Raw genomic sequence first — 23,200 nt, forward strand, 5'->3', positions numbered from 1 at the left:
TTTTGCCAATTAGGGTACCAAATCAATTACCAGCAGCTCAGGTTTTGCAGAAAGAAAATATTTTTATTATGGATGAGGAATGTGCTATTAGACAAGATATAAGAGAGCTTAAAATTGCACTTTTGAACCTTATGCCAGTTAAACAAGATACTGAAGTACAGCTTTTAAGATTGCTAGGAAATACACCACTTCAAATTGATATTACACTTTTAAGACCAGCAACTCATGAGTCTAAAAATACTTCAAGTGAATACTTAAATACTTTTTATAAAACATTTGAAGAAGTAAGAGAAGAAAAATTTGATGGAATGATTATTACAGGTGCACCTGTTGAGCAGATGCCTTTTGAAGAAGTGACCTATTGGGAAGAACTTACAGAAATTATGGAGTGGACTAATACAAATGTAACATCCACCTTCCATATTTGCTGGGGGGCTCAGGCAGGCCTTTACTACCATTATGGCATACACAAAGAATTGTTGAAGAAGAAAAGATTTGGTATTTTTGAACATACTAGAATAAATAATGCACCACTCCTCTATGGATTAGATGATAAGGTGTCTATACCTCATTCTAGGCATACAGAAATTTCGAGACAAGAGGTGAAGGCTTGTAATGATTTAGTCATGCTATTAGATTCTAAAGAAGCAGGTCCAGCACTTATGATTTCGAAAGATGGTAAACATATTTTTGCAACAGGGCATGCCGAGTACGACCCTTATACACTTGGTAATGAGTACAAAAGAGATTTAGCAAAAAATCTACCTATAGAAATGCCTCAAAATTACTTCATCCAGAATAATATGGAAAAAGGAGTTTGTGTAAATTGGCGTTCACACGCTTATATTCTTTTTTCAAACTGGTTAAACTATTATGTGTATCAGGTAACTCCGTATAATTTGAAGGAAATAAGGTAAACATTGCTAAATATAGAGTTGTTATACGATTTGAAAATTGTTATAATACATTATAAGATTGGTTTTTACTGTGTGATAAGGAGATGAAGCAGTGAATACACGTAAATTAAAAAAGAGAGTCAAGGAGGTCAAGAAACGTATGTGTTGTGGAAAAAAAGATAAATCAAATAAAGGATTATGGCTCGGAATTATTCTTGCAGTTGTGACAGCATTAGTAGGTGTTGTGCTATGGTTAAAATCAAGAAATGATGAGTACATTGAAGAATACTACGAGTATTTTGATGATGATTTAGAAGATGAATTAGAAGACGACCTTTATGGCGAAGATGATGATGTAGAATACGTTGCAATCAAAAATTTTGATGTAGAAGACAAAGTTGAAGACTCTGAAGAAGTAGAAGATAAACAATAATGACGGGAAAGCTAGCAGTGATTACATTGCTAGCTTTTTAAATTGGTTTATAGTATAAATCCAGTAAATGTTTAGATTTAAAAGTTTGGGATATGCTATAATACTTATGACAATAAGAAATAGGAGGGCAGCCTAAACGTGAAAAAAGTAATTATTGCAGAGAAACCATCTGTCGCTAAAAATATTGCGGATGCACTGCACATTAAAGGACGAAAAGATGGATATTTTGAGGGAGAAAGCTATTTAATTACATGGGCTTTTGGGCATCTTCTAGAACTTTACGATGCAAAAGACTATGATGAAAAAATGAAAATCTGGCGTATGGAATACTTTCCTTTTATTCCAGAACAGTTCAAATATAAAGTAAAGATGGACCAAGGACGTAAAAAAGTAGATTCAGGAGCTAAAAAACAGCTTAAGTGTATCAAAGACTTGATTGCTAGAGATGATGTAGATGGCGTTATCTCTGCAACAGACTATGATAGAGAAGGTCAGATAATAGGTGATAGTATATTAAACTACCTGAAAGTGAAAAAGCCAGTATATCGTATTTTGCTGAATGAATGGACCGAGGATGAAGTTAAAAAAGGGCTTGAAAAGGTAGTTGATAATAGATCTATGCAGCCACTTCAAGATGCAGGGATTAGCCGTCAGCATGCAGATTGGCTTATTGGGATTAATTTAACTTCTGTAGCGACACTGAAATATAAATCAGGAAAGGGTGAACTCTTTAATATAGGGCGTGTACTGCTTCCTACCCTTAAAATGATTTATGATAGAGATATGGAAATCCTAAACTTTAATCCAGAGCCTTATTTTAAACTGACGGGGACTTTCGGGTATGGCGAGGGTAATTATGAGGGTACTTATACATTAGATAAGAAGGATAAGTTTGAAAAAGAAGAAGATTTAAAGCTGATTCGAAGTAAGCTTCAAGATAAAAGGGGGGTACTTGCTCAAAAAGAAGTGACAGAAAAAAATGAATACCCACCTGTTCTATTTAACTTATCTGCACTACAAGGGCATATTACAAGTAAATATACAGGCTTTACATCAGATAAGGTACTTAAGATTGCTCAAAGTCTTTATGAGAAAAAGTATATTACTTATCCTAGAACAGCTAGTAGCGTGCTGGATGAAAGTTTAGTAGATAAAGCCAAGAAAGTATTATTTAGTCTTAAACAAGGCTTGCCTTATGAAGAAGAATTGGTATTCCGTAAAAGTCCTCGTGTCTTCAATAGTAAAAAGGTAGAAAGCCATAGTGCTATTATCCCAACTTATATGAAGCCAAGTGGCCTAGGGAGGGATGAGCAACTGGTGTATGAAGCTGTACGCAACCGCTTCTTAATGCAGTTTATGCCAGTATCTATAGTTGAGGAAACTGTATTTACAACAACTGTAGAAGATGTAGAAGGTGCTTTTATCTCTAAAGGGAAAGTACAGAAAATCTTAGGTTGGAAGAAGATTGAAAATGATAATGCAAAAGATGCTATTTTACCAGATCTTATAGAGGGAATACCAGTAACTATTGAAAAAGTAGACATTACATCCCATGCTACGACGCCTCCAAAAGCTTATACAGAAAAAACACTTTTACGTGCTATGGAAACTTGCGGTAAGCAGTTTAAAGAAGAGAAAAGCCAAGAAGAGGGCGAAGATAATGAACTTATGGATGCCATCTTAAGTGGGTTTAGTATTGGTACACCAGCAACAAGAGCAGAGACTATTAAGAAGTTATGTTACACAGGCTATACAATTATGCAGAAGAAAAATATTAGGTGCACAGAAAAAGGTAAAAAGCTTATAGAAACATTGCCCATTAAGGAACTCATGGACTTAGAGTATACAGGAAGACTCGAAAAAACTTTAGCTGATATTGAAAAGGGTACAGTGAAAAAAGATACCTTTATGAATCATATTATTCGCTTTGTAGTAGGAGGCGTAGATACGATTAAAGGACAGAAAGCAGCACCTATCCAATATACAAAAGAGGCTTTTGTGCCTGCTAGTGTGCCTAAGGCTAAAGCATCTACTAAGAAGCAGTCTACTGCTGAAAAGACTACTACAGTAGGTAAAAAAGAAGTATTAGGTAAGTGCCCATTATGTGGCAGTGATGTGATAGAAGGAACAAAAGGTTTTGGATGTATGGGTTATAAGCAAGGCTGTAAGTTTGTAATCTGGAAAGCAGATGAAGCATTAGGTCGTTATGGAAAGAAAACAACTAAAACGCTTGTTAAACAGCTTCTCAAAAAGGGGGAAGGTACTATTAAAGGGTTGAAAACTAAGAATGGTACCAAGTTTGATGCTATTGTAACTTATACTTTTAATCAGGACAAAGGATTGGGTGACTGGAAGTTTAGAAAGCCTGAATAGATAGCAATTGAGAATAATTCTTTAAACTGGAAAAATCTTGACATTAAATAGAAAGTGATAGTATGATTAAGATAAATTAGCATTTAGACAAGTGTTAATTTATCTTATTTTATTTTAAAGAGAAAACATGGAGGTGTTTTAGCGATGGCATACCGTATTAGTGATGATTGCATTAGCTGTGGAGCTTGTGAAGCAGAATGTCCAGTTGGATGTATTTCTGAAGGTGATGGTTTATACGTAATCGACGCAGATTGCTGTATCGAATGTGGTGCATGTGCATCTGTTTGTCCAGTAGGTGCTCCAAACCCAGAAGCATAAACATATAAATAAAAAAGGGCTTTCACTTAGTGAAAGCCCTTTTTTATAGTTAAGCATTAAATTTTTTGCCTTTATAGTGCCAGAAGGCTGCAGCTGCTACAAGAAGTAAAGCGCAGAAGGCAGCATAAATCCAGAAGTTACTGTTACCCATACTTCCAATAAGAATCATAAGGGAACCGCAGATTGCAAGTATTGGATTCATCTTACCTCTCCAGAAACCTTGGATTTCGCCTTTTTGACCCATTTGGAAAACCTTAAGATAAAGTATAATATAAAGTACGTAGTTAATTGTAATAGCAATTTCAGATACATCTGAGTTCTGAAGGATATTATATTTTTGTGTAAAGTAATGTATAAACATCCAGAATACACATAAGATAAAGGCAACTAAAGCACCAGATAAAGAAAAACTTAATCCTTCACGTGTTTTACTGATTTGTTCTGAACGAGGGAACATGCCTCTTAAACTAAGTGAATAAGGAAGACGTAAAAGTCCCATAATAAGACCGTTTACAGTACCCATAACAGAGATAATAACAAAGATTAAAATCACTTTAGAACCAAGAGGTCCAAGAAGTTTAAGTGCAGCAGCATCAACGTGAGCATCTCCCATACTCATAACTGTTTCAGGACCTACATACATGCTGATTCCTACGAAGTAGAGTAAATAAATTACAAGAATGAAAAGTGGTGCAAAAATAAGCGCAATCTTTAAATTCTTTTTAGCATCTTTAATTTCATGACCTAAAGATGTTGCAATAATCCATCCGTCAAAGGCAAAAGCAATAGGAGTAATGGCAGCAATCCAACCAGCAGATTCCACAACGGGAGCCTGGCTAGGTGTAATATGAGTAGGGTCCCCTGCTACAATTCCTGCAATACCAATAATGAATAGTGGTAAAAGTTTAATTACTGTAGCAAGATTTTGGAAATATCCTCCAAGTTTTGCTGAAAGTATATTACAAATAAAAAGTATACACATAATAACAAATCCAATAAGAACTTGTGTAATAAGAGTTGCTTCAATACCAAATAGTAAAGAAGAGTAAATACCGATTACCCAAGAAACAACACAAATAAGTGTAGGGTAATATAAAAAGGTATGGAACCAACCAAAAGCGCAAGCTATGTAGTTGTTACAAGTATCTTCGGCATAAGCGATAATACCACCTGTTTTCGTACTACGAGTAGCAAGTTCAGAAATGGTAAGACTTCCAAAAATAATACTGATCGCAGCGAGGCAAAATACTAGTATCCCAAGGCTAATACTTCCTCCAGTGGCAATTAGGATATTATCACTGCGAAAGAAAATACCAGAACCAATTACGATCCCAACAATCATACCAATTGTTGTAAATAAGCCATATTCTGTCTTTTTCATAAAAAACCTCTTTCTTTTTATTTTAGTCATACGTTACAAGTCCGATCTTATAAGGAAAGATAGGAAAATATGAATAAGCAGTAGTATACCATAATGTCTTAAAGTTGAAAATAATTCTTTATTACTTAAAAAGTGCTAAAAAAACAAGGGGAATATAAAAAAAATAGTAAGATGTTACATGTTGAGGAAATAAACTTAGGATGATACAATATTAAGTTGTGATAAGATGCGTATAAACATGCAGAAATGAGGAAAATAGATGAATCATGATAAAATAATTAATATAGCAGTAATTGCCCACGTTGATGCGGGTAAATCTACACTTGTAGATGCCTTTTTAAATCAAAGTGGTGTATTTAGAGCAAACCAAGAAGTAGTAGACTGTGTAATGGACAGCAACTCTCTTGAGCGTGAAAGAGGGATTACAATCTACTCTAAAAACTGTTCTATTAGATATAAAGACTATAAAATCAATATTGTAGATACTCCAGGACATAGTGACTTCTCATCAGAAGTAGAACGTGTTATCCGTACAGTAGATACAGTTATTCTTTTAGTAGACTCTATTGAAGGACCAATGCCACAAACACGTTTTGTTCTTCAAAAATCCTTAGAACAAGGATTAAAACCAATTCTTGTTATTAATAAGATTGATAAACCAAACCACCGTGCAGAAGAAGTAGTAGATATGACATTCGACTTATTCGTAGATCTTAATGCTAATGATGAACAGCTTGACTTCCCAATTCTTTACGGTATTGGTAAACAAGGTATTATGCAATATGATCTTGATACACCATCAGACAACATTGAGCCACTTCTTGAAACAATCGTAAAACAAGTTGGTGAATATCCAAAAGAGGATGATGCACCACTTCAAATGCAAATTAGTGCATTAGGTTATGATAACTTTATTGGACGTCTTGGTATAGGCCGTGTGTATAAAGGTACAGTAAGAGACGGACAAACTATCCAAATTTCAGATAATGATGGTAAACTTAGAACAGGCCGTATTGCCAAACTTATGACTTATGAAGGTCTTAAACAAGTTCCAATTGAAGAAGTATCAAGTGGGGATATTGCAGTAATTGCAGGTATTACAGATATTTCTATTGGTGAAACTGTAGGGGAAATGGGTAAAGTAGAACCTATGGAGCCAATTACAATTGAAGATCCAACACTTTCTATGAATTTCCTTGTTAACAACTCACCATTTGCTGGTAAGAGTGGTAAATTCGTTACAACAAGACATATTAAAGATCGTTTAGAAAAAGAACTTGAAGTTAACGTTGGTCTTAAAGTAGAGGCAATGGATACAACAGACGGATACAAAGTATCAGGCCGTGGTGAACTTCACTTATCTATCCTTATTGAAAACATGCGTCGTGAAGGTTATGAACTTGGTGTATCTAAACCAGAAGTTATTATGCACCGTGATGAAAATGGCAAACTTGTAGAACCAGTTGAACGTGTTATTATTACACTTCCAGAACAATATTCAGGTGCAGCTATTGCTAATCTTAATATGCGTAAAGGTATGATGCAAAGTATGGAACCAGAAAATGGTTATGTACGCATTGAGTACCTCTGTACAACACGTGGTCTTTTAGGATTCAGAAGTGAACTTATTACAGATTCTCGTGGTGAAGCAACACTTGTTAGACGTATTGAAGGTTACACAGAATACGTTGGTGAGCTTCCAAGAAGAGCAAATGGTGCGCTTATTGCACAAGAGCCAGGTACAACTATGGCTTATGCACTTAACAATCTTGAAGACCGTGGAATTTTATTCGTACCACCAGCAACAGAAGTATATGAAGGTATGATTATTGGTATGAACTCAAGAAGAGAAGATATGACTGTTAATGCATGTAAAAACAAAAAACTTACCAATACACGTGCTTCAGGATCTGATGATGCCGTTAAACTTACACCTCCAAAAGTATTTAGCTTAGAGGAAGCTTTAGAATTTATTGAAGATGATGAATTAGTAGAAGTGACACCGGATGCTATTCGTTTACGTAAACGTATTTTAAACGAAGGCGATAGAAGAAGAGCTAATAAAATGTAATATAGAAAATGAGCAGCTTAGGCTGCTCTTTTTTTGTTATTTTATCAGTTAAAATAGAAATAAATAAAAAATTTACTTGAATTTAAAAATGTTAGGTATTATAATGAGGGTACAAAATCGAACATTTATTTAAAAAAAATAAAAAATGTTAGGAATAATAGAAGGGGATAAGAAGATGTTTAAAAGAGGTTTAAAAAAAGCACTAGCACTTACATTAGCACTTACATTAGCACTTACTTTTGCTTTAACAGGATGCGCACAAAGTGGTGGAACTACAGAGGGAAAACCAAGTAATGAAGTAGTAGCAACACAGAACAATGAAAAGAATGTAAAAGCAGGCTTCATTTTTATGGGACCAGTAGCCGATGGCGGTTGGTCACAATCTCATAATGAAGGCCGTCTTGCAGCAGAAGCTGCACTTGGTATTGAAACACTTTATAAAGAATCGGTGCCAGAAACTCAAGAAGTTGAAAAAGTAGCAAGAGATATGATTGATCAAGGATGTAATGTTATCTTTGCAGCATCATTTGGATATATGGATTATATTGAGAAGTTAGCAAAAGAGTTTCCAGAAGTAACATTCTTCCATTGTTCAGGTTATAAAACAGCAGAAAATATGTCTAACTACTTTGGTAAAATTGAAGATGCTAGATACTTATCAGGATTAGTAGCAGGTCTTCAAACTAAAACAAACCAAATTGGTTATGTAGCAGCTATGCCACTTCCAGAAGTTGTACGTGGTATTAATGCTTTCGCTCTTGGTGTAAAAGCAGTTAATCCAGAAGCTACAGTTAAAGTTTCATGGACAAATGCTTGGTATGATCCTGCAAAGGAAAAAGAAGCAGGCTCTGCTTTAATAGATGGTGGATGTGACGTACTTGCACAGCATCAAAATGCAGCCGGTGCACAACAAGCTGCTGAGGAAAAAGGCGTTTGGTCAATTGGTTACCATGCTGATATGAGTGCTGTAGCACCAAATGCTAATCTTACAAGTGCTGTTTGGAATTGGGGCCCATATTATATAGAAGCTATTCAATCTGTAATGGATGGTACATACACAGCTGAAAGCTATTGGGAAGGTATTGAAGCTGGTGTTGTAGATGTATCTCCACTTACAGCTAATGCATCTGCAGAGGCTAAAGAAGTGGTTGATGCAGCAAAAGCACAAATGCTTGAAGGTACACTTAAAGCATTCCAAGGACCAATTGTAGATCAAGCAGGTAATGAAAGAGTTGCAGAAGGTAGTGAGCTTAGTGATGAAGAACAACTTTCATGTGACTGGTTTGTAGATAATGTTATTGGGGAAATCAACCAATAAAAATTGAATAGGAGCGTTGTTTATGGAACATTCAGTAGTGGTAAAACTAGAGAAGATTACAAAAAGGTTTGGTCCGGTTACTGCCAATGAGAATGTTGACCTTTTATTAAATAAAGGTGAGATTCATGCCCTACTTGGAGAAAACGGCGCAGGTAAAAGTACACTTATGAACATGCTATCAGGAATTTATAGTCCTGATAGCGGTTCTATTTTTGTGCATTCGGAAAAAGTACATTTTACCTCTCCAAAGCATGCCATTAGTTATGGAATAGGGATGGTTCATCAACATTTTAAATTAGTAGATAGCTTTACAGCTAAAGAAAATATTATTGCAGGAAGCAATAAGAGCTTTTTTACTAAAGGAAATAAAGAATTGGATGAGATTAAAGCACTTTGTAAGAAATATAATCTATCCTTAGATCTTGATAAAAAGGTCATGGATATGTCTGTTAGTGAAAAGCAAATGCTTGAAATTATAAAAGTTATTTATAAAGGCTGTGACATACTTATTTTAGATGAACCAACTGCAGTACTCACACCACAAGAGGTAGAGGTACTTTTTGATATTGTACGCCGTATGAAAGAAGAAGGCTGTGCAGTTATTATTATTACACATAAACTTCATGAAGTTATGGCACTTTGTGACCGTGTAACAGTCCTACGTAAAGGGACTACAATAACCACTGTAGAGATCAAAGATACAAATCCCAAACATTTAACAGAGCTTATGGTAGGTTCAGAAACAGAATTAAGTATTACGAGACAAGTACCACAAAATACAAAGGTTATATATGAGGCCAACCACTTAACTGCTATGAATAAAGAAGGTATAAAAATGCTAGATGATGTATCTGTTGCCCTTCGCAGTGGTGAGATTCTTGGGATAGCAGGTGTAGCAGGAAGTGGGCAGAAAGAACTGTGTGAAGCATTAGTAGGTCTTTACCCACTGGCACAAGGTGAACTTATTTATGAAGGACAAAATATTACAGGTGAAAAGCCTAGAGAAATACATAAAAAAGGTATTGCCATGAGCTTCGTCCCGGAGGATAGATTAGGTATGGGACTTGTAGGTTCAATGGATATGGTAGATAATTTGCTTTTAAAAGAATATCATACACAAACAGGTTTCTTTCTTAATAAAAACAGTGTTAAAGCAAAGGCCGAAGAGCTAGTAGAGAAATTAAGTGTTAAGACACCAAGCATATTCCATCCTGTTAAAATGCTTTCAGGTGGAAATATCCAAAAGATTTTATTAGGAAGAGAGATTGAAGCTAACCCTAAAGTACTTATTACAGCTTATGCTGTACGAGGTTTAGATGTTGGTGCAACTCACCAGATTTATGAACTTATTAGTGAGCAAAAAGCTAAAGGTGTAGCTGTTATGTTTGTAGGTGAGGATCTAGATGTACTTTTACAGCTAAGTGACCGTATTATGGTTATGTGTGGTGGAAAGGTAACTGGTGTTGTAGAAGCACGAAATACTACAAAAGAAGAAATTGGGATGATGATGGGAGGTAAAACATATGCAAATTAGGGTAACAAAGGCATCAAATCCATCAAATAAGAAAAAAGTGCTTTGTACGCTTGTAGCTATTGGACTTGCTATGATTATTACAAGTGTGATTATTGCAGTCATGGGACATAATCCACTTAATGTGTATTACTCTATGCTTGAAGGATGTTTAGGTACTTCTCATCGTATCAAACAGACTATTATTACTGCAATTCCACTTGTTGTGACAGCAGTAGGGATTGGGATTGCTTTCAGAATGAAATTCTGGAATATTGGTGCAGAAGGACAAATTTTAATGGGCGGTTGCTTTGCAACTTTTGCAGCACTATATTTTAAAAATTTACCAGCTATTGTTTTATTACCGACTATGATTTTATTAAGTGCTATTGGTGGTGGTATCTGGGCCCTTATTCCTGCTATACTTAAAGCTAAATTTAATACAAATGAAACCATTGTAACACTTATGATGAACTATATTGCTTTAAAATGGGTAGTATTCTTGCAATATGGTCCTTGGAAAGACCCTAATGCTATGGGATTCCCGAAAATTGCTAATTTCACAGATAATGCTATTTTACCAAAACTTTTTGGCGTACATATTGGGTGGCTCATCGCACTTATTTTAGTGGTAGTGATTTACTACTTTATTAATCACACTAAAATAGGTTATGAAATTCAAGTATTAGGTGAAAGTGAAAATACTGCTAAGTATGCTGGGATGAATGTAAGGAAAATTATCCTCATTGCTATGATGATGAGCGGTGCAATTTGTGGATTAACAGGTATGATTCAGGCATCGGCAGTGAATAACACTTTAACAATGGATTTAACAGCAGGTGTAGGTTATACAGCAATTATTATTGCATGGCTATCTAATCTTAAGACACCATGGATGGTAGTTGTTTCTATTCTTTTTGCCATCCTGACTCAAGGAGCAAGTTATATTCAAACTGTGTATCAGATTCCTCAAGCAGCAGCAGAGGTTATCCAAGGCATTATTCTTTTCTGTATATTAGGAAGTCAATTCTTTATCAATTATAAAGTTCATGTAAAGGAGGCAGCATAGATGAATATTGAATCCTTTTTAACAGCAGCAGTTATTGCAGGTATGCCCCTTCTTTTTGCCACATTAGGTGGTATTATGAGCGAAAAAGTAGGTCATCTTAACCTTGGGGTAGAGGGGATGATGGTTATGGGAGCAGTGATGGGCTTTATAACAAGCGTACAGACACAGAATCCTTATTTAGCACTTCTATCAGCGATGGCAGCCGGTGGGGTAGGGGCACTTATTTATGCAGTGCTGACTGTATCTCTTCGTGCTAATCAGGTTGTAACCGGTTTGGCGCTTACTATGTTTGGAACAGGGTTTACTAACTTTGTAGGGCAATCTTTTGTAGGGCAAATTGTGCCAGAAAGTGTAAAAACATTTTTTGCTCCTATAGCTATTCCAGTTTTATCAAATATCCCTATTATAGGAGGAGCATTCTTTAATCAAAGTCTATTTGTGTATTTAGGCTATGGTATAGCTGTTATACTTATGCTGTACTATGTCGTAACAAAAGTAGGACTTAATGCACGTATGATAGGTGAAAATCCAGGTGCGGCCGATGCAGCGGGTATTCCTGTTGCACTTTATAAATATATTAATATTGTCCTAGGTGGTATGCTTTGTGGGTTAAGCGGTGCTTTTTTATCACTTGTATATGTACCATCTTGGCAACAAAATATTACGGCAGGTAAAGGGTGGATAGCCGTAGCGCTTGTTATTTTTATTGGATGGAACCCTGTTAAAGCTATTTTTGGGGCTATTCTATTTGGAGCACTGGATATACTTGGACTTAGACTTCAAGCAGCGGGCATTCAAATCAATCAATATTTTGTAGATATGTTACCTTATCTTATGACTATTATTTTCCTTGTTATAGGGTCTATTCGTACAGGTGGAGCAAGCAAGGGACCAAAGGCTTTAGGGGAAGCATATTTTAGAGAAGATCGTTAAATAAGAACTAAAAGCTACTACGGTAGCTTTTTTTGTGTAAAGATTCGGGAAGGATGGTATATAATGCAACTTGAATGGGCGTATCAATTATTGTATAATGTTGACCTGTGTGAAAGAACGTAGAGAATAGATTTGAAAGAGGGGATAAGATGTTAGACTTAAATGAATTAAAGGCTAAAGGAATTATAGCACAAAAGCAAGAAGGTTATTTTGTACTGCGTTTTTTAAGTAGAGCAGGATATTTTGATGCAAATGAGATGCAGCATTTAGCAGATCTAGCACATAAGTACGGTAATGGTAAGATGGGATTAACGAGTAGATTAACTTTAGAAATTCCATATATTAAAGAAGAATCCTTAGAAGAAGTATTAAAATTTTGTAAGGAGAGAAACTTAAGGATAGGTGGAGGTGGCCCAAGTGTACGTGCTATCTTAACTTGCAAGGGAACAGTTTGTAAGCATGGGCTTGTAGATACCAATAAGCTTGCAGGAGAAATGGAAGATAGATTTTTGATGCGTCAGCTCCCAGGCAAGTTTAAGATAAGTATACTCGGGTGTCCAAATAGCTATGGAAAAGCCCAAGGAAATGATTTAGCCTTTTTAGCGGTGCGTAAGATTCAGTTAGATGAAGCTAGCTGCATTTTATGCCAAAAGTGTATAAGAGTATGCCCGGATAAAGCTTTTACAGTGGATGAGGGGACATTATTGCTTGATGAAGAGAAATGCTCAAGATGTGGCAAGTGTATACCAGTATGTCCAGCAGAAGCACTTCATCAAGAGGAAGTAGAATTTTTAATCTTCTTAGGGGGAAGACTAGGTAGACGCTCTAGACTTGCAACACCTTACCATAAAACATGTAAAGAAGATGAGATTATGGATATTACAGAAAAAGTATTAGCTTATTATAAAATGGTAGCCAATCCAACAGAACGTTTTGCAGAAGTTATTGAACGTATTGGACAAGCAGAGGTAGAACATGCCATATTTAATTAAAGATTATTATGATACTATAAAAGGATTACCGTTAAAAGCTTCTTATAAAAAAGAAGAATTAATGATTCCAGAATTATTGATTGAAGAGCAAGAACAGATAGCTTTATATTACTGTACACATAATCAGCATATTAATGAATGTGCAAAAGTGTTTATTGTTGGTATTACACCAGGATTTAACCAAATGAATAAATCTATTGCTGCTGCAAGGCTATGTATAGAGGAGAATGTACCTTTAGAAGCTATGCCTTATTTATGTAAAAGGGAGGCACGTTTTGAAGGTTCACTGAGAAAAAATATTATAAGTATGCTAGATGAACTAGGTTTAGCTAATAAGCTTGGGATAGAGCATGCAGCAGCGTTATTTGAAGAAAGGGATGACCTTTTGCATACAACTTCTATGATTCCTTTTGCAGCTTTTGTAAAAGGGAAAAACTATACAGGTCATCAGCCACCGCTTCTTAAAAGTGATCTACTTAGAAAGTATGTAGAAACTTTCTTTTATCCACAGGTAGACTTACTTAAGGATGCACTTATTATTCCATTAGGTAAAAGTGTAGAGGAAATACTTAAACTGCTTATCAATGAAGGTAAGCTTAAAGAAGAAAATTGTCTACTAGGTTTTCCACACCCTTCTGGAGCTAATGCACATAGATATGAACAGTTTGCAAATCATAAAGCTGAGATGATAAAGAAAATTAATAAAAAGAATTTCTAAGAGTAGAATGAGAATAACATTCTACTCTTTTTATGTACTTAAATAATTCTTGAACTTAAGTTTAGAATTATGTTATAGTAATAACTGTTAGATACCTAATAGTTAGATATCTAACTAAATTCAAAGAGGAGGTTTATAATGGAGAATAAATTCTCAAATATAAGGGGTAATACCTTGCATATGGCACTTATTAATGTAGGACATCTGCATAGAAGAAGAAGTAGTAGGTATTTTGAGAAACTTGACCTTTCACATGCACAACCTAAAATTTTAGATTTTCTATCTGAAAATGATGGTTGCATTCAAAGAGAAATTGCTGTTCATTGTTCTAGAGAAGCTGCAACAATGACGAGCATTCTAGGTATTATGGAGAAGTCAGGATTGATTGAGCGTAGACCAAACCCTAAGGATAGACGTATATTAAATGTCTTTTTAACACAAAAAGGAAAAGATATACAAAAGAATATAGGTGAGACCTTTAGTCAACTTGATAAAGAATGTTTAGAAGGTTTTTCTGAAGAAGAATATGCTCAGCTTATAGATTATTTAGAACGTATTTATAACAATATGAATAGAAGGGAGCAAGAAGATGCTTAAACTTTTAAGATTTTTAAAAGGATCTGCTATAATATGTGCTATTTTAGCACCCATTATGATGATGCTGGAAGTTGCAATGGATCTTATGCAACCTAAGTTGATGGCAGATATTATAGATATTGGCATTGCAAATAGTGATACTACATACATATTGAGTCTTGGTGGTAAAATGATTATCTTTTCCATATTAGGTCTTATTGGAGGGATAGGATGTACTTATTTCTCAGCTTATGCAGGTATGCATATGGGAGAGAATTTAAGAGCAGGAATGTTTGAAAAAATACAGGCTTTGTCATTCTTAGAAATTGATAAGTTCAAAACATCCTCACTTATTACGAGGCTTACAAATGATGTTACACAAGTACAAAATATGTTTATGATGGCACTTAGAATTATGGTAAGAGCACCACTTATGTGTATTGGGGGGCTTGTGATGGCATTTGCTTTAAGTATGAAACTCTCTATTATTTTTGTAATTGCTATGCCAGTTATTCTAATTGCTATGACAATCATCTTAAAGAAATCTATGCCCCTTTTCACATCTATGCAAAGTAAAATAGATAATGTGAACTTAGTAATGCGTGAAAATATTTTAGGTATTCGCGTTATTAAAGCTTTTACATTAGAAGGTAAACAACGTGAAAAGTTTGATGCTACTAATAAGGATTTAATGGATACAAGTATTAAAGCTCAAAATATGAGTATGATTTTATGGCCTGTTGTAACACTTGTTATGAACTTGAGTGTTATTGCCGTTTTTTGGTATGGTGGTAACCTTGCTTATATTGGTGGGATTGAAGCGGGAAAAATTATGGCCTTTATTAATTACCTACTTCAAATTATGAACTCACTTGTTATGGTAGTTATGATTATGCTTAACTTCTCACGTGCAAAAGCTTCAGCTGACAGGGTAAATGAAGTGCTTGAAGCAGAGTCTTCTATCAAAGATAAAACACATACTAAAGATTTTGAGGCATTTGATGTAGAATTTAGAAATGTATCCTTTAAATATCATGAACATAGTGAAGCTGTACTTCATAATGTATCTTTTAAAATTAAGCAAGGACAAACAGTTGGGATTATAGGGTCAACAGGTTCTGGTAAAAGCTCATTAGTAGGTCTTATTCCTAGACTATATGATGCTACAGACGGAGAGGTACTTATTGGAGGGACTAATGTTAAAGATTTAAGCTTACAAAGCCTAAGGAAAAATATCGGTGTTATTCTTCAAGATAGTATTCTCTTCTCAGGCACTATAGAAAGTAACTTAAAGTTTGGTAATAATGAAGCAGATACTAATATGATGGAAGATGCTGCAAGAGATGCACAGGCATATGAATTCATTATCAATAAAGAAGATAAGTTTAATTCCGTGGTGGAACAACGTGGAAAAAACTTATCTGGAGGGCAAAAACAACGCCTTTCTATTACACGTACATTAGTAAGAGATCCTAAGATCCTTATTATGGATGATGCTTCAAGTGCCTTAGATATGGCAACAGAAGCGAGATTATTACAAGCCTTAAAGCAAAGAATGAAGGGCAGCACAGTCTTTATGATTGCACAACGTATATCAGGTGTTATGGACGCGGATCAGATTATTGTTATGGATGATGGACATATTGTAGGAATGGGTACACATGAACAGCTTCTAGCATCTAATGATATTTATCGTAGTATAGCAGTTTCACAGTTAGGTGAGGAGGTATTAGAAAATGTCTCAGCATAAAGAGAATGCACCGCATAGACCGGGTGGACCAGGTCCAAGACCTATGATGCATCATAAGAAAGAAAAGTTAAAAGATCCAAAAGCTACAGTAAAACGTCTTTTACATTACTTAGGTAGCAGTAAATACATTATGGTGTTTGTATTCTTTATTACACTACTTACAACAGTTATTACGATTATAGGAACTAAGCTTAATGGTGATACAGTAGATAAATTTATTATAACAAGAGATTTGAATGGGCTTGCTAAAATCTGTCTTGTTATGTTAGTACTTTATGTTATAAGTAGTGTATCTGTATTCATACAAAATAGAGCAATGGTACGTATTGCACAGACAACTACACTTAGTATTCGTAAAGACTTATTTAGAAATATGCAAGGTTTACCACTTGCATATTATGACAGTCATTCAAGTGGGGATTTAATGAGTCGTTTAACCAATGACGTAGATAATATTAATATGACTCTTGCACAAAGTGTAACACAGCTTTTTTCAGGTATTATCAGTATTGTAGGGATGCTTATTGCTATGATTCTTTTAAGCCCGGTACTTACTTTAATTGGATTGCTTACTACACCGTTTATGTTTATCTTAATGCGTGTTGTTGTTAAACGTACACAGCCTTACTTTATTAAGCAACAGACAGAACTAGGCAAATTAAATGGTTATATTGAGGAAATGGTATCAGGACAGAAAGCTGTACTACTTTTTTCACAAGAGGAAAAGGTAAAAGAAGAGTTTGGTAAAATTAATAGTAACCTGACTCAGACAGCTATCTTAGCTCAAACTTTCTCAGGCTTTATGGGACCTATGAATAACTGTATTAATAATATTACTTACCTTATTGTTGCAGTAAGTGGTGGGTACTTAATGCTTAAAGGTTTTGATATTACAGTAGGGATTATCTTCAGTTTTATCCTTTATATGCGTAACTTCACAAGACCAATTAATGAGATTTTTAACCTATTTAATACCATTCAGTCAGCATTAGCTGGTGCAGAACGTGTATTTGAAGTTATGGACGAGGAGAAAGAGCAGGATAGGGTAGGTGCAGTAGATATGGAGAACATAGAAGGCGAAGTCATTCTTGAAGATGTTCATTTCTCGTATGTACCAGAAAAACCTATTTTAAAAGATGCTACACTTACAGCTAAAAAAGGGCAAACTATTGCTATTGTAGGTCCTACAGGAGCTGGTAAAACAACGATTATCAACCTACTTACAAAGTTCTATGATATTGATAGTGGACTCATTACAATTGATGGACACGATATTCAGAAAGTTACAAGAGAAAGTCTTAGAAAGTCTATTGCTATGGTACTTCAGGATACTTATCTCTTCTCTGAAAGTGTGCGCGAGAATATTCGTTATGGGAACTTAGATGCAACAGATGAGGAAGTAGAGCAGGCTGCAAAACTTGCTAATGCCCATAGCTTTATTAAGCAGCTTCCAGATGGCTATGATACTATTTTATCTGATAATGGAAGCAACTTATCACAAGGGCAGCGTCAGCTTCTAGCTATTGCCAGGGCAATACTTATGAAATCATCTATTTTAATCTTAGATGAAGCAACATCTTCTATTGATACACGTACAGAAGTGGCTATTCAAAGAGCTATGGAACACCTTATGAAAGGCAAAACAACTTTTGTTATTGCACACCGTTTAAGTACAATCCGTAACGCTGATCAGATTTTAGCTCTTAAAGATGGTGAGATTATTGAACGCGGCACACATTATGAATTACTTGAAAAAGATGGTTTTTATGCAAACCTTTATAACAGTCAGTTCAAAAAAGGTATAGACCTTGATGATATTATTGCATAATAAAAAGGAGTAATCCCTAGAGATTACTCCTTTTTATATTTAGTGGTGTCCACATCCATCATGAGAGCAAGTATGTGTACTATCTAATTCATTTAATTGACCACTTAAGAATAAAGTCATATTATCTTCTACATTACCTGTAGTTGTTTGATATACTTTAATGCCCATAGCATTAAGTTTACTAATGGCACCTTGACCAATACCCCCTACTAGAACGACATCAACAGGTGTGTTTTGGAGAGCTTGTAGAGGATGGCATTTGCCATGCTCATGGTGAAGGTCACCATTTTTAATAGGTGTAACCTCTTTTGTCTCAGAATCTACTACGATAAAGAGTGGTGCTGAGCCAAAGTGGCCATACGGTATACTTAATAGACCTTCGTTTTTTGATACAGGAATACATATTTTCATATTATTCTCCTCCTTGGGTTTTAAGGTGACAGCAGGTTTTAGGACAGTTTTCACGCATAGGGCAAGAAGTATCTTTTACAGATGAGACTGGAACTTTTAAATCATTAATAAAAGTAATAAGGGCATTTAATGTACCTTCATTCACTGAATAATGAACACGATACCCTTGTTTATAACCAATGATAATACCAGCCTCTTTTAATATCTTAATATGTTGTGATACTGCAGCTTCAGAAATATTAAGACGCTTAGATATCCCCTTAGCACATACATTTTGCTGTGCTAGCAAAAGTAAAATTGTAACGCGTGTTTCATCAGAAAGTGCTTTGAAAATTTGAATAGCTAAAGTCATACTGCCTCCATTTAATTAAGTGATTGCTTAATTAAATCTTACAACCTTTATTTTGAAAATTCAAGTGTAAAAACAAATAGTTTAAATTAATTTAAATTATTAAAATAAGAGTGAGGGCAATAATTATTGCTAAAAGTATTTTTATGGGGTAAAACTTTTAAATATAAATGATAAATGTTATAATTGTGTTAAATAATTATATATTTATACATAGAAAGGGATTTCATAATGGAGAAGTATATTGTATTGATGCATTAATTATAGGTAGTGATAAAAATACAGTGCTTCATACAAAAAAGATGATAGAACTTAGGCTGTTCTTATAGAAATTATAGAAAAGCAAGGGAAGCTTAATGAAGAGGATGAAATACTTCATCATCTTATTAATTGTTTAAAAGAAAATTATGACAAGCTGGATAAGATTAGAGCTAAGGCTCAAGAAGAAGCAATAGAATGCTATAAAGCATTTATAGAATGAAAGAAGGTTAGTTTGGACTATGGTTATATTAACAATTATGGCAATAGGAATGCTGATTGGAGGATGGATTTTTCCTCAGAAATGGCATACCTACAATAATAAATTACAAGTAGTAAGTATCGTAATACTGATTTTTTGTATGGGAGTAAATTTGGGAAGTAATGATGACTTTATGAGTCAATTACCTAGAATGGGGTTAAAAGGCTTCATATTTGCTATTATTCCTATTCTTTTATCTGTAGGAGTAGTGTATCTGTTAACAAAGCATCTTATGAAGGAGAGGAAAAATGATTAAAGCTATTATACTTAGTTTAATAATAGGTGTGGTATATGGGCAGTTCTTTTTAGAACCCAGTCATGTAGTAAATTTCAGCTATTTGTCAGATATAGCATTAGTTGTACTTATGTTTTCCGTAGGCATTAGTGTAGGAGCTAATAAGCAAGTATTTAGTAAGATTAAAGAGCATCATATTAAAATACTTATTATTCCAATAGGAATTATTCTAGGTTCTATTGCAGGGGGATTTTTATGTAGTATACTAATGGATATGCCACTTAATGTAAGTGTGGCTATTACATCAGGACTTGGATGGTATAGTTTATCAGGGGTACTTATTACAGACCTTGCTGGAGCCGATTTAGGTACTATAGCTTTTTTGGCGAATTTATTTAGAGAGATACTTTCTTTTATGCTTATACCTATAGTAGCTAAATATTGTAATCACTATACAGCAATTGCACCAGCAGCGGCAACAAGTGAAGATACTACACTTCCGGTACTCATTAAATATACTAGTGAAGAAGTAGTTATTATGGCTGTTATTAATGGAGTTATTTGTTCCATGATGGTACCGGTCCTCACTAATCTATTTTATCGTATTTTATAACGAGGAGAAGAGATAGATGGTAACGGAGATTTTATTTTTTATTATAGCTTTGTTCCTTTTAATAAGTGGATTTGACTACATATTTGGAAGTAAGCTAGGTTTAGGAATTCAATTTAAAAAAGGTGTAGAGGCATCAGGAAGCTTAGCACTTAATATGATAGGGATTTATATACTAGCCCCTCTTTTAACAGAAGGGCTTATGGCTGTAATTCTTCCGGTTACAAGTATTTTTAAAGTAGATCCTTCTCTTGTTCCAGCAAGTTTCTTAGCTGTAGATATGGGAGGCTACCAATTAGCACAGAATCTGGCTATGAATAGTCAAATGGCAGATTTTTCCGGTATACTACTGGCATCTAACTTAGGTGCAACGATTAGTTTTTCTATACCAGTTGCTTTAGGAATGATTAAAAAAGAGGACTTACCTTTCTTTTTAAGAGGTCTTGTAATAGGGATTATTGCCCTTCCTTTTGGATCATTTATAGGAGGCCTTGTACAGGGGATAGGTATATATGAGTTGCTTAGAAATTGTATGCCACTTTTTGTACTTAGTTTTGTGCTGGCGTATTGTACAATGCGTTATACGAATCAGATAGTAAAGTGCTTTGACATATTAAGTAAGGTTATTGTTACTATGAGTATTATCGGATTAATTGCTGTAGGACTTGAAGTTGTACTAGGTATTTCAATTTTACCAGTGCATACTCCTCCATTAAGTGAAGCAGCAGAAATTGTGGTACGAATAGGATTATTCTTAGCGGGTGCTTATCCAATGCTTAAAGTAGTAGAGCATCTTATAATAAGATACTGTAGGCCTATTGCAAAAGTACTTAAAGTAAATGAAACAACTATTGTAGGGATGATTGGTAGTCTTGCAAGTAATTTGCTTACATTTGCTGAAATTGAGCATATGGATCATAAGGGGAAAGTTTTAGCCAGCGCAGTGGCTATTAGTGGTGCTTTTGTTTTAGGTGGTCAGTTAGCTTTTGTAAGTACGTTATCTAGTGAAATGGTTATTCCTTTTATTGTTTCGAAGATAAGTGGTGCTGTTTTGGCTATAATTATTGTTCAATTAACTTATAAAGAGGTATAAAATGTTTAAAAATAGGCAAGCCTTTTAATGCTTTAAAATTTATATGAGGAGGTTTTGCACATGGCTAAGAACAAGAATAACAAAGAAAAGGCAAGTGCTAAATCTAAGAAGAACAAAAATATCAATTTAGAAGTAGCTGATGAAATCACACCAAAGAAAAATAAGTAATCTTTAAGCATCTTTATAGATGCTTATTTTTTATACATATAATTGGTTTGATTTATTTAAAAATTTAGATTATAATAAAGTGAATTTAGAGATAGGGGGAAGAATGTATGTCAGAGGTCCAAGTATTTGACTCACAGGATGTAGCCAAGAATAAAGTGTATGCTATTTTAGCTTATTTAGGATTTTTAGTTATTATCCCACTTATTGTTTGTAAAGACTCCCGTTATGCAAAGTTTCATACTAATCAAGGGCTTGTATTATTCCTTTCAGGAATAGCCTTAAGTGTAGCAGATTTTATAGTAGGTATTATATTAGGAATTTGCACAGGGCTTCCTCTTATAGGATGGATCTTTGGTATTATCATGTTACTGATTAATGTGGTAGTAGGTATTGCTAGTATTGGGCTTTTTGCCTTAATGATTATAGGTATTATTAATGCATGTAAGGGTGAAGGAAAAGAATTGCCTATAATTGGTCATTTTGTTATTCTTCAATAGAAGTAGCTTAGAGCTAGCCTATGATGATATAGGTGCTCTAGGCTATTTTTTATAAGTTTTGTAGATTTATAATAGAAGAATATGATAAGCTATAAGAAGACATTTATTATACAAATAGGAGAGCAGGTAATGAAAATATTATTTATTACAATGGATTGGATGAAATATTATGTAGGGGAAGGCGATGAAGAAAAAGAAGTGCCTCCTTGTGGTTATAATTTTCAATATACAAATGGTTACTACTATGGGTATGGTAGAGGAATTGATGAAATAAAAATAGAAGAATTAGAAGGCGTTACGGTGGATGATAATAAGGTAGAAAATGTACTTGTGGTATGGCTTGCACCAAATCGTAACGGAGAAACGTGCATTGTTGGCTGGTATAAAGATGCGACTATTTACAGACAAGCTATTACAGAGTTTACATTAGATAGTGAGAGATTTGAAAAAACTTATAGTATTGTAGCGCCAGCAAGGGGAAGTCTCCTTCTTCCTATGGAAGAAAGAAATTATATTGTAGAGGGAGTAGATGTGCCAGTTGAGTATCATATGGAAAGAGAACAGCTTGCACAAATTAGAGCATATATCCATAATTATGCAGGAGACTGTATGAATTTAGTTCTTACAGAAAAAGAACTTAATGGTGTTCTTTCTATTAATATGGACTATGAGCGTTATTTCTATAAAGCAGATGAATTTTTAGCCAAAGATGCATATGCTAAAGCTATTAGGTGCTTTAATAAGGCCATTGCTGAAGAGCCAAATGAGACGCTAGGCTATGAATGTAAAGCAAGTATTCTTTTAAGCTTAAAAATGTATGATGAAGCATTAGAGCTTTATAATAAGGTAGTAGGACTTGATGAAGATAATGATTTGGCATATTATTGTCTGGGTCTTATCTCAGGATTAAAACAAGAATATGAAAAAGCATTGCCATACTTTGATAGATATTTAAATCATAGACCTGAAGATCACCATGTACGTGCAGAGCGTGCATATACTTACTTTATCAAAGGGGATAGTGAAAAAGCAGAAAAAGATATTAAGCTTGCTTATGAAAAGGAAAAACATAATCCAGTTGTAAAAGAAATTTATAAACGTATTGTACAAAAGTAACAAAAAAGAGAGGGCATTATTTGGAAAGGTATAAT

22 protein-coding genes are annotated in these 23,200 nt (G+C 34.5%); 19 read left to right on the plus strand and 3 right to left on the minus strand.

Going from position 1 to position 23,200, the window contains the following annotated elements:
- The first annotated feature begins 2 nt into the window (after positions 1-2).
- The 4 genes from metA to ACLTBU_RS08390 all read left to right on the plus strand — a co-directional run bounded on the left by metA (position 3) and on the right by ACLTBU_RS08390 (position 4,020).
- Positions 3-917, plus strand: coding sequence for a homoserine O-acetyltransferase MetA (metA, locus tag ACLTBU_RS08375; RefSeq protein WP_177671519.1), 915 nt, complete (start codon positions 3-5; stop codon positions 915-917).
- A 139-nt stretch (positions 918-1,056) separates the two neighbouring features.
- The gene (locus ACLTBU_RS08380) at positions 1,057-1,329 is read left to right on the plus strand and encodes a hypothetical protein (protein ID WP_412181531.1); all 273 of its coding nucleotides are present in this window, start codon (positions 1,057-1,059) and stop codon (positions 1,327-1,329) included.
- Between the two features lie 138 nt (positions 1,330-1,467).
- Positions 1,468-3,702: a DNA topoisomerase gene (locus ACLTBU_RS08385; protein WP_412218526.1), complete on the plus strand. Its 2,235-nt coding sequence runs from the start codon at positions 1,468-1,470 to the stop codon at positions 3,700-3,702.
- 144 nt (positions 3,703-3,846) lie between these two features.
- On the plus strand, positions 3,847-4,020 hold the full coding sequence (locus ACLTBU_RS08390) for a DUF362 domain-containing protein (protein WP_177671516.1): 174 nt from the start codon (positions 3,847-3,849) through the stop codon (positions 4,018-4,020).
- Between the two features lie 49 nt (positions 4,021-4,069).
- On the opposite strand, the gene ACLTBU_RS08395 is transcribed toward ACLTBU_RS08390, so the two are convergent.
- Positions 4,070-5,401 (minus strand): APC family permease, encoded by a 1,332-nt coding sequence (locus tag ACLTBU_RS08395; RefSeq protein ID WP_320651584.1) that lies wholly within the window; start codon positions 5,399-5,401, stop codon positions 4,070-4,072.
- A gap of 259 nt (positions 5,402-5,660) precedes the next feature.
- On the opposite strand from ACLTBU_RS08395, the gene typA reads away from it, so the two are divergent.
- The 10 genes from typA to ACLTBU_RS08445 all read left to right on the plus strand — a co-directional run bounded on the left by typA (position 5,661) and on the right by ACLTBU_RS08445 (position 18,166).
- Positions 5,661-7,472, plus strand: a complete 1,812-nt coding sequence (gene typA, locus ACLTBU_RS08400) for a translational GTPase TypA (RefSeq protein ID WP_177671514.1) — start codon at positions 5,661-5,663, stop codon at positions 7,470-7,472.
- A 175-nt stretch (positions 7,473-7,647) separates the two neighbouring features.
- The gene (locus ACLTBU_RS08405; protein WP_412218527.1) at positions 7,648-8,790 is read left to right on the plus strand and encodes a BMP family ABC transporter substrate-binding protein; all 1,143 of its coding nucleotides are present in this window, start codon (positions 7,648-7,650) and stop codon (positions 8,788-8,790) included.
- A 22-nt stretch (positions 8,791-8,812) separates the two neighbouring features.
- Positions 8,813-10,324, plus strand: coding sequence for an ABC transporter ATP-binding protein (locus ACLTBU_RS08410; protein ID WP_412218529.1), 1,512 nt, complete (start codon positions 8,813-8,815; stop codon positions 10,322-10,324).
- On the plus strand, positions 10,314-11,369 hold the full coding sequence (locus tag ACLTBU_RS08415; protein ID WP_412218531.1) for an ABC transporter permease: 1,056 nt from the start codon (positions 10,314-10,316) through the stop codon (positions 11,367-11,369). Before ACLTBU_RS08410 ends, ACLTBU_RS08415 begins: the two co-directional genes overlap by 11 nt.
- Positions 11,370-12,302: an ABC transporter permease gene (locus ACLTBU_RS08420; RefSeq protein ID WP_412218532.1), complete on the plus strand. Its 933-nt coding sequence runs from the start codon at positions 11,370-11,372 to the stop codon at positions 12,300-12,302.
- A 149-nt stretch (positions 12,303-12,451) separates the two neighbouring features.
- The gene (locus ACLTBU_RS08425; protein ID WP_412218533.1) at positions 12,452-13,294 is read left to right on the plus strand and encodes a 4Fe-4S binding protein; all 843 of its coding nucleotides are present in this window, start codon (positions 12,452-12,454) and stop codon (positions 13,292-13,294) included.
- The gene (locus tag ACLTBU_RS08430) at positions 13,278-14,012 is read left to right on the plus strand and encodes a uracil-DNA glycosylase family protein (RefSeq protein WP_177671508.1); all 735 of its coding nucleotides are present in this window, start codon (positions 13,278-13,280) and stop codon (positions 14,010-14,012) included. The genes ACLTBU_RS08425 and ACLTBU_RS08430 overlap by 17 nt, the downstream gene beginning before the upstream one ends.
- Positions 14,013-14,150: 138 nt before the next feature.
- Positions 14,151-14,609: a MarR family winged helix-turn-helix transcriptional regulator gene (locus ACLTBU_RS08435; protein WP_177671507.1), complete on the plus strand. Its 459-nt coding sequence runs from the start codon at positions 14,151-14,153 to the stop codon at positions 14,607-14,609.
- On the plus strand, positions 14,602-16,338 hold the full coding sequence (locus ACLTBU_RS08440) for an ABC transporter ATP-binding protein (protein WP_177671506.1): 1,737 nt from the start codon (positions 14,602-14,604) through the stop codon (positions 16,336-16,338). The genes ACLTBU_RS08435 and ACLTBU_RS08440 overlap by 8 nt, the downstream gene beginning before the upstream one ends.
- Complete coding sequence (locus tag ACLTBU_RS08445) at positions 16,325-18,166, plus strand: ABC transporter ATP-binding protein (RefSeq protein ID WP_177671505.1); 1,842 nt, start codon at positions 16,325-16,327, stop codon at positions 18,164-18,166. Before ACLTBU_RS08440 ends, ACLTBU_RS08445 begins: the two co-directional genes overlap by 14 nt.
- 39 nt (positions 18,167-18,205) lie before the next feature.
- Here ACLTBU_RS08445 and ACLTBU_RS08450 read toward each other — a convergent pair whose 3' ends face one another.
- Both ACLTBU_RS08450 and ACLTBU_RS08455 read right to left on the minus strand, forming a co-directional pair.
- A complete protein-coding gene (locus ACLTBU_RS08450) occupies positions 18,206-18,577 on the minus strand; it encodes a NifB/NifX family molybdenum-iron cluster-binding protein (RefSeq protein WP_320651591.1) in 372 nt (123 codons plus the stop codon).
- Between the two features lies 1 nt (position 18,578).
- Positions 18,579-18,929: an ArsR/SmtB family transcription factor gene (locus ACLTBU_RS08455; RefSeq protein ID WP_177671503.1), complete on the minus strand. Its 351-nt coding sequence runs from the start codon at positions 18,927-18,929 to the stop codon at positions 18,579-18,581.
- Between the two features lie 497 nt (positions 18,930-19,426).
- Between ACLTBU_RS08455 and ACLTBU_RS08460 the strand changes: the two genes are divergently transcribed.
- The 5 genes from ACLTBU_RS08460 to ACLTBU_RS08480 all read left to right on the plus strand — a co-directional run bounded on the left by ACLTBU_RS08460 (position 19,427) and on the right by ACLTBU_RS08480 (position 23,165).
- Positions 19,427-19,702 (plus strand): LysO family transporter, encoded by a 276-nt coding sequence (locus tag ACLTBU_RS08460; RefSeq protein ID WP_177671502.1) that lies wholly within the window; start codon positions 19,427-19,429, stop codon positions 19,700-19,702.
- Positions 19,695-20,294 carry a lysine exporter LysO family protein gene (locus ACLTBU_RS08465; protein ID WP_177671501.1) on the plus strand — a complete coding sequence of 200 codons (600 nt, stop codon included), beginning with the start codon at positions 19,695-19,697 and terminating at the stop codon, positions 20,292-20,294. Before ACLTBU_RS08460 ends, ACLTBU_RS08465 begins: the two co-directional genes overlap by 8 nt.
- A gap of 16 nt (positions 20,295-20,310) precedes the next feature.
- A complete protein-coding gene (gene eutH, locus ACLTBU_RS08470) occupies positions 20,311-21,384 on the plus strand; it encodes an ethanolamine utilization protein EutH (protein ID WP_177671500.1) in 1,074 nt (357 codons plus the stop codon).
- A 275-nt stretch (positions 21,385-21,659) separates the two neighbouring features.
- Positions 21,660-22,049, plus strand: coding sequence for a hypothetical protein (locus ACLTBU_RS08475; protein ID WP_320651592.1), 390 nt, complete (start codon positions 21,660-21,662; stop codon positions 22,047-22,049).
- Positions 22,050-22,178: 129 nt separating this feature from the next.
- A complete protein-coding gene (locus ACLTBU_RS08480) occupies positions 22,179-23,165 on the plus strand; it encodes a tetratricopeptide repeat protein (protein WP_177671498.1) in 987 nt (328 codons plus the stop codon).
- The last annotated feature ends 35 nt before the right edge of the window (positions 23,166-23,200 follow it).

It is taken from the genome of Zhenhengia sp. (genome assembly GCF_046966505.1).
Lineage (GTDB): Bacteria > Bacillota > Clostridia > Lachnospirales > Cellulosilyticaceae > Zhenhengia > Zhenhengia yiwuensis.

Coding starts and splice junctions, on each gene's coding strand:
- ACLTBU_RS08455 (WP_177671503.1), bottom strand. CDS start 18,929: ATGACTTTAGCTATTCAAATTTTCAAAGCACTTTCTGATGAAACACGC.
- ACLTBU_RS08450 (WP_320651591.1), bottom strand. CDS start 18,577: ATGAAAATATGTATTCCTGTATCAAAAAACGAAGGTCTATTAAGTATA.
- eutH (WP_177671500.1), top strand. CDS start 20,311: ATGGTAACGGAGATTTTATTTTTTATTATAGCTTTGTTCCTTTTAATA.
- ACLTBU_RS08465 (WP_177671501.1), top strand. CDS start 19,695: ATGATTAAAGCTATTATACTTAGTTTAATAATAGGTGTGGTATATGGG.
- ACLTBU_RS08410 (WP_412218529.1), top strand. CDS start 8,813: ATGGAACATTCAGTAGTGGTAAAACTAGAGAAGATTACAAAAAGGTTT.
- ACLTBU_RS08425 (WP_412218533.1), top strand. CDS start 12,452: ATGTTAGACTTAAATGAATTAAAGGCTAAAGGAATTATAGCACAAAAG.
- ACLTBU_RS08380 (WP_412181531.1), top strand. CDS start 1,057: ATGTGTTGTGGAAAAAAAGATAAATCAAATAAAGGATTATGGCTCGGA.
- ACLTBU_RS08460 (WP_177671502.1), top strand. CDS start 19,427: ATGGTTATATTAACAATTATGGCAATAGGAATGCTGATTGGAGGATGG.
- ACLTBU_RS08475 (WP_320651592.1), top strand. CDS start 21,660: ATGTCAGAGGTCCAAGTATTTGACTCACAGGATGTAGCCAAGAATAAA.
- ACLTBU_RS08390 (WP_177671516.1), top strand. CDS start 3,847: ATGGCATACCGTATTAGTGATGATTGCATTAGCTGTGGAGCTTGTGAA.
- ACLTBU_RS08405 (WP_412218527.1), top strand. CDS start 7,648: ATGTTTAAAAGAGGTTTAAAAAAAGCACTAGCACTTACATTAGCACTT.
- ACLTBU_RS08420 (WP_412218532.1), top strand. CDS start 11,370: ATGAATATTGAATCCTTTTTAACAGCAGCAGTTATTGCAGGTATGCCC.
- ACLTBU_RS08440 (WP_177671506.1), top strand. CDS start 14,602: ATGCTTAAACTTTTAAGATTTTTAAAAGGATCTGCTATAATATGTGCT.
- typA (WP_177671514.1), top strand. CDS start 5,661: ATGAATCATGATAAAATAATTAATATAGCAGTAATTGCCCACGTTGAT.
- ACLTBU_RS08415 (WP_412218531.1), top strand. CDS start 10,314: ATGCAAATTAGGGTAACAAAGGCATCAAATCCATCAAATAAGAAAAAA.
- ACLTBU_RS08395 (WP_320651584.1), bottom strand. CDS start 5,401: ATGAAAAAGACAGAATATGGCTTATTTACAACAATTGGTATGATTGTT.
- ACLTBU_RS08430 (WP_177671508.1), top strand. CDS start 13,278: ATGCCATATTTAATTAAAGATTATTATGATACTATAAAAGGATTACCG.
- ACLTBU_RS08435 (WP_177671507.1), top strand. CDS start 14,151: ATGGAGAATAAATTCTCAAATATAAGGGGTAATACCTTGCATATGGCA.
- ACLTBU_RS08480 (WP_177671498.1), top strand. CDS start 22,179: ATGAAAATATTATTTATTACAATGGATTGGATGAAATATTATGTAGGG.
- ACLTBU_RS08445 (WP_177671505.1), top strand. CDS start 16,325: ATGTCTCAGCATAAAGAGAATGCACCGCATAGACCGGGTGGACCAGGT.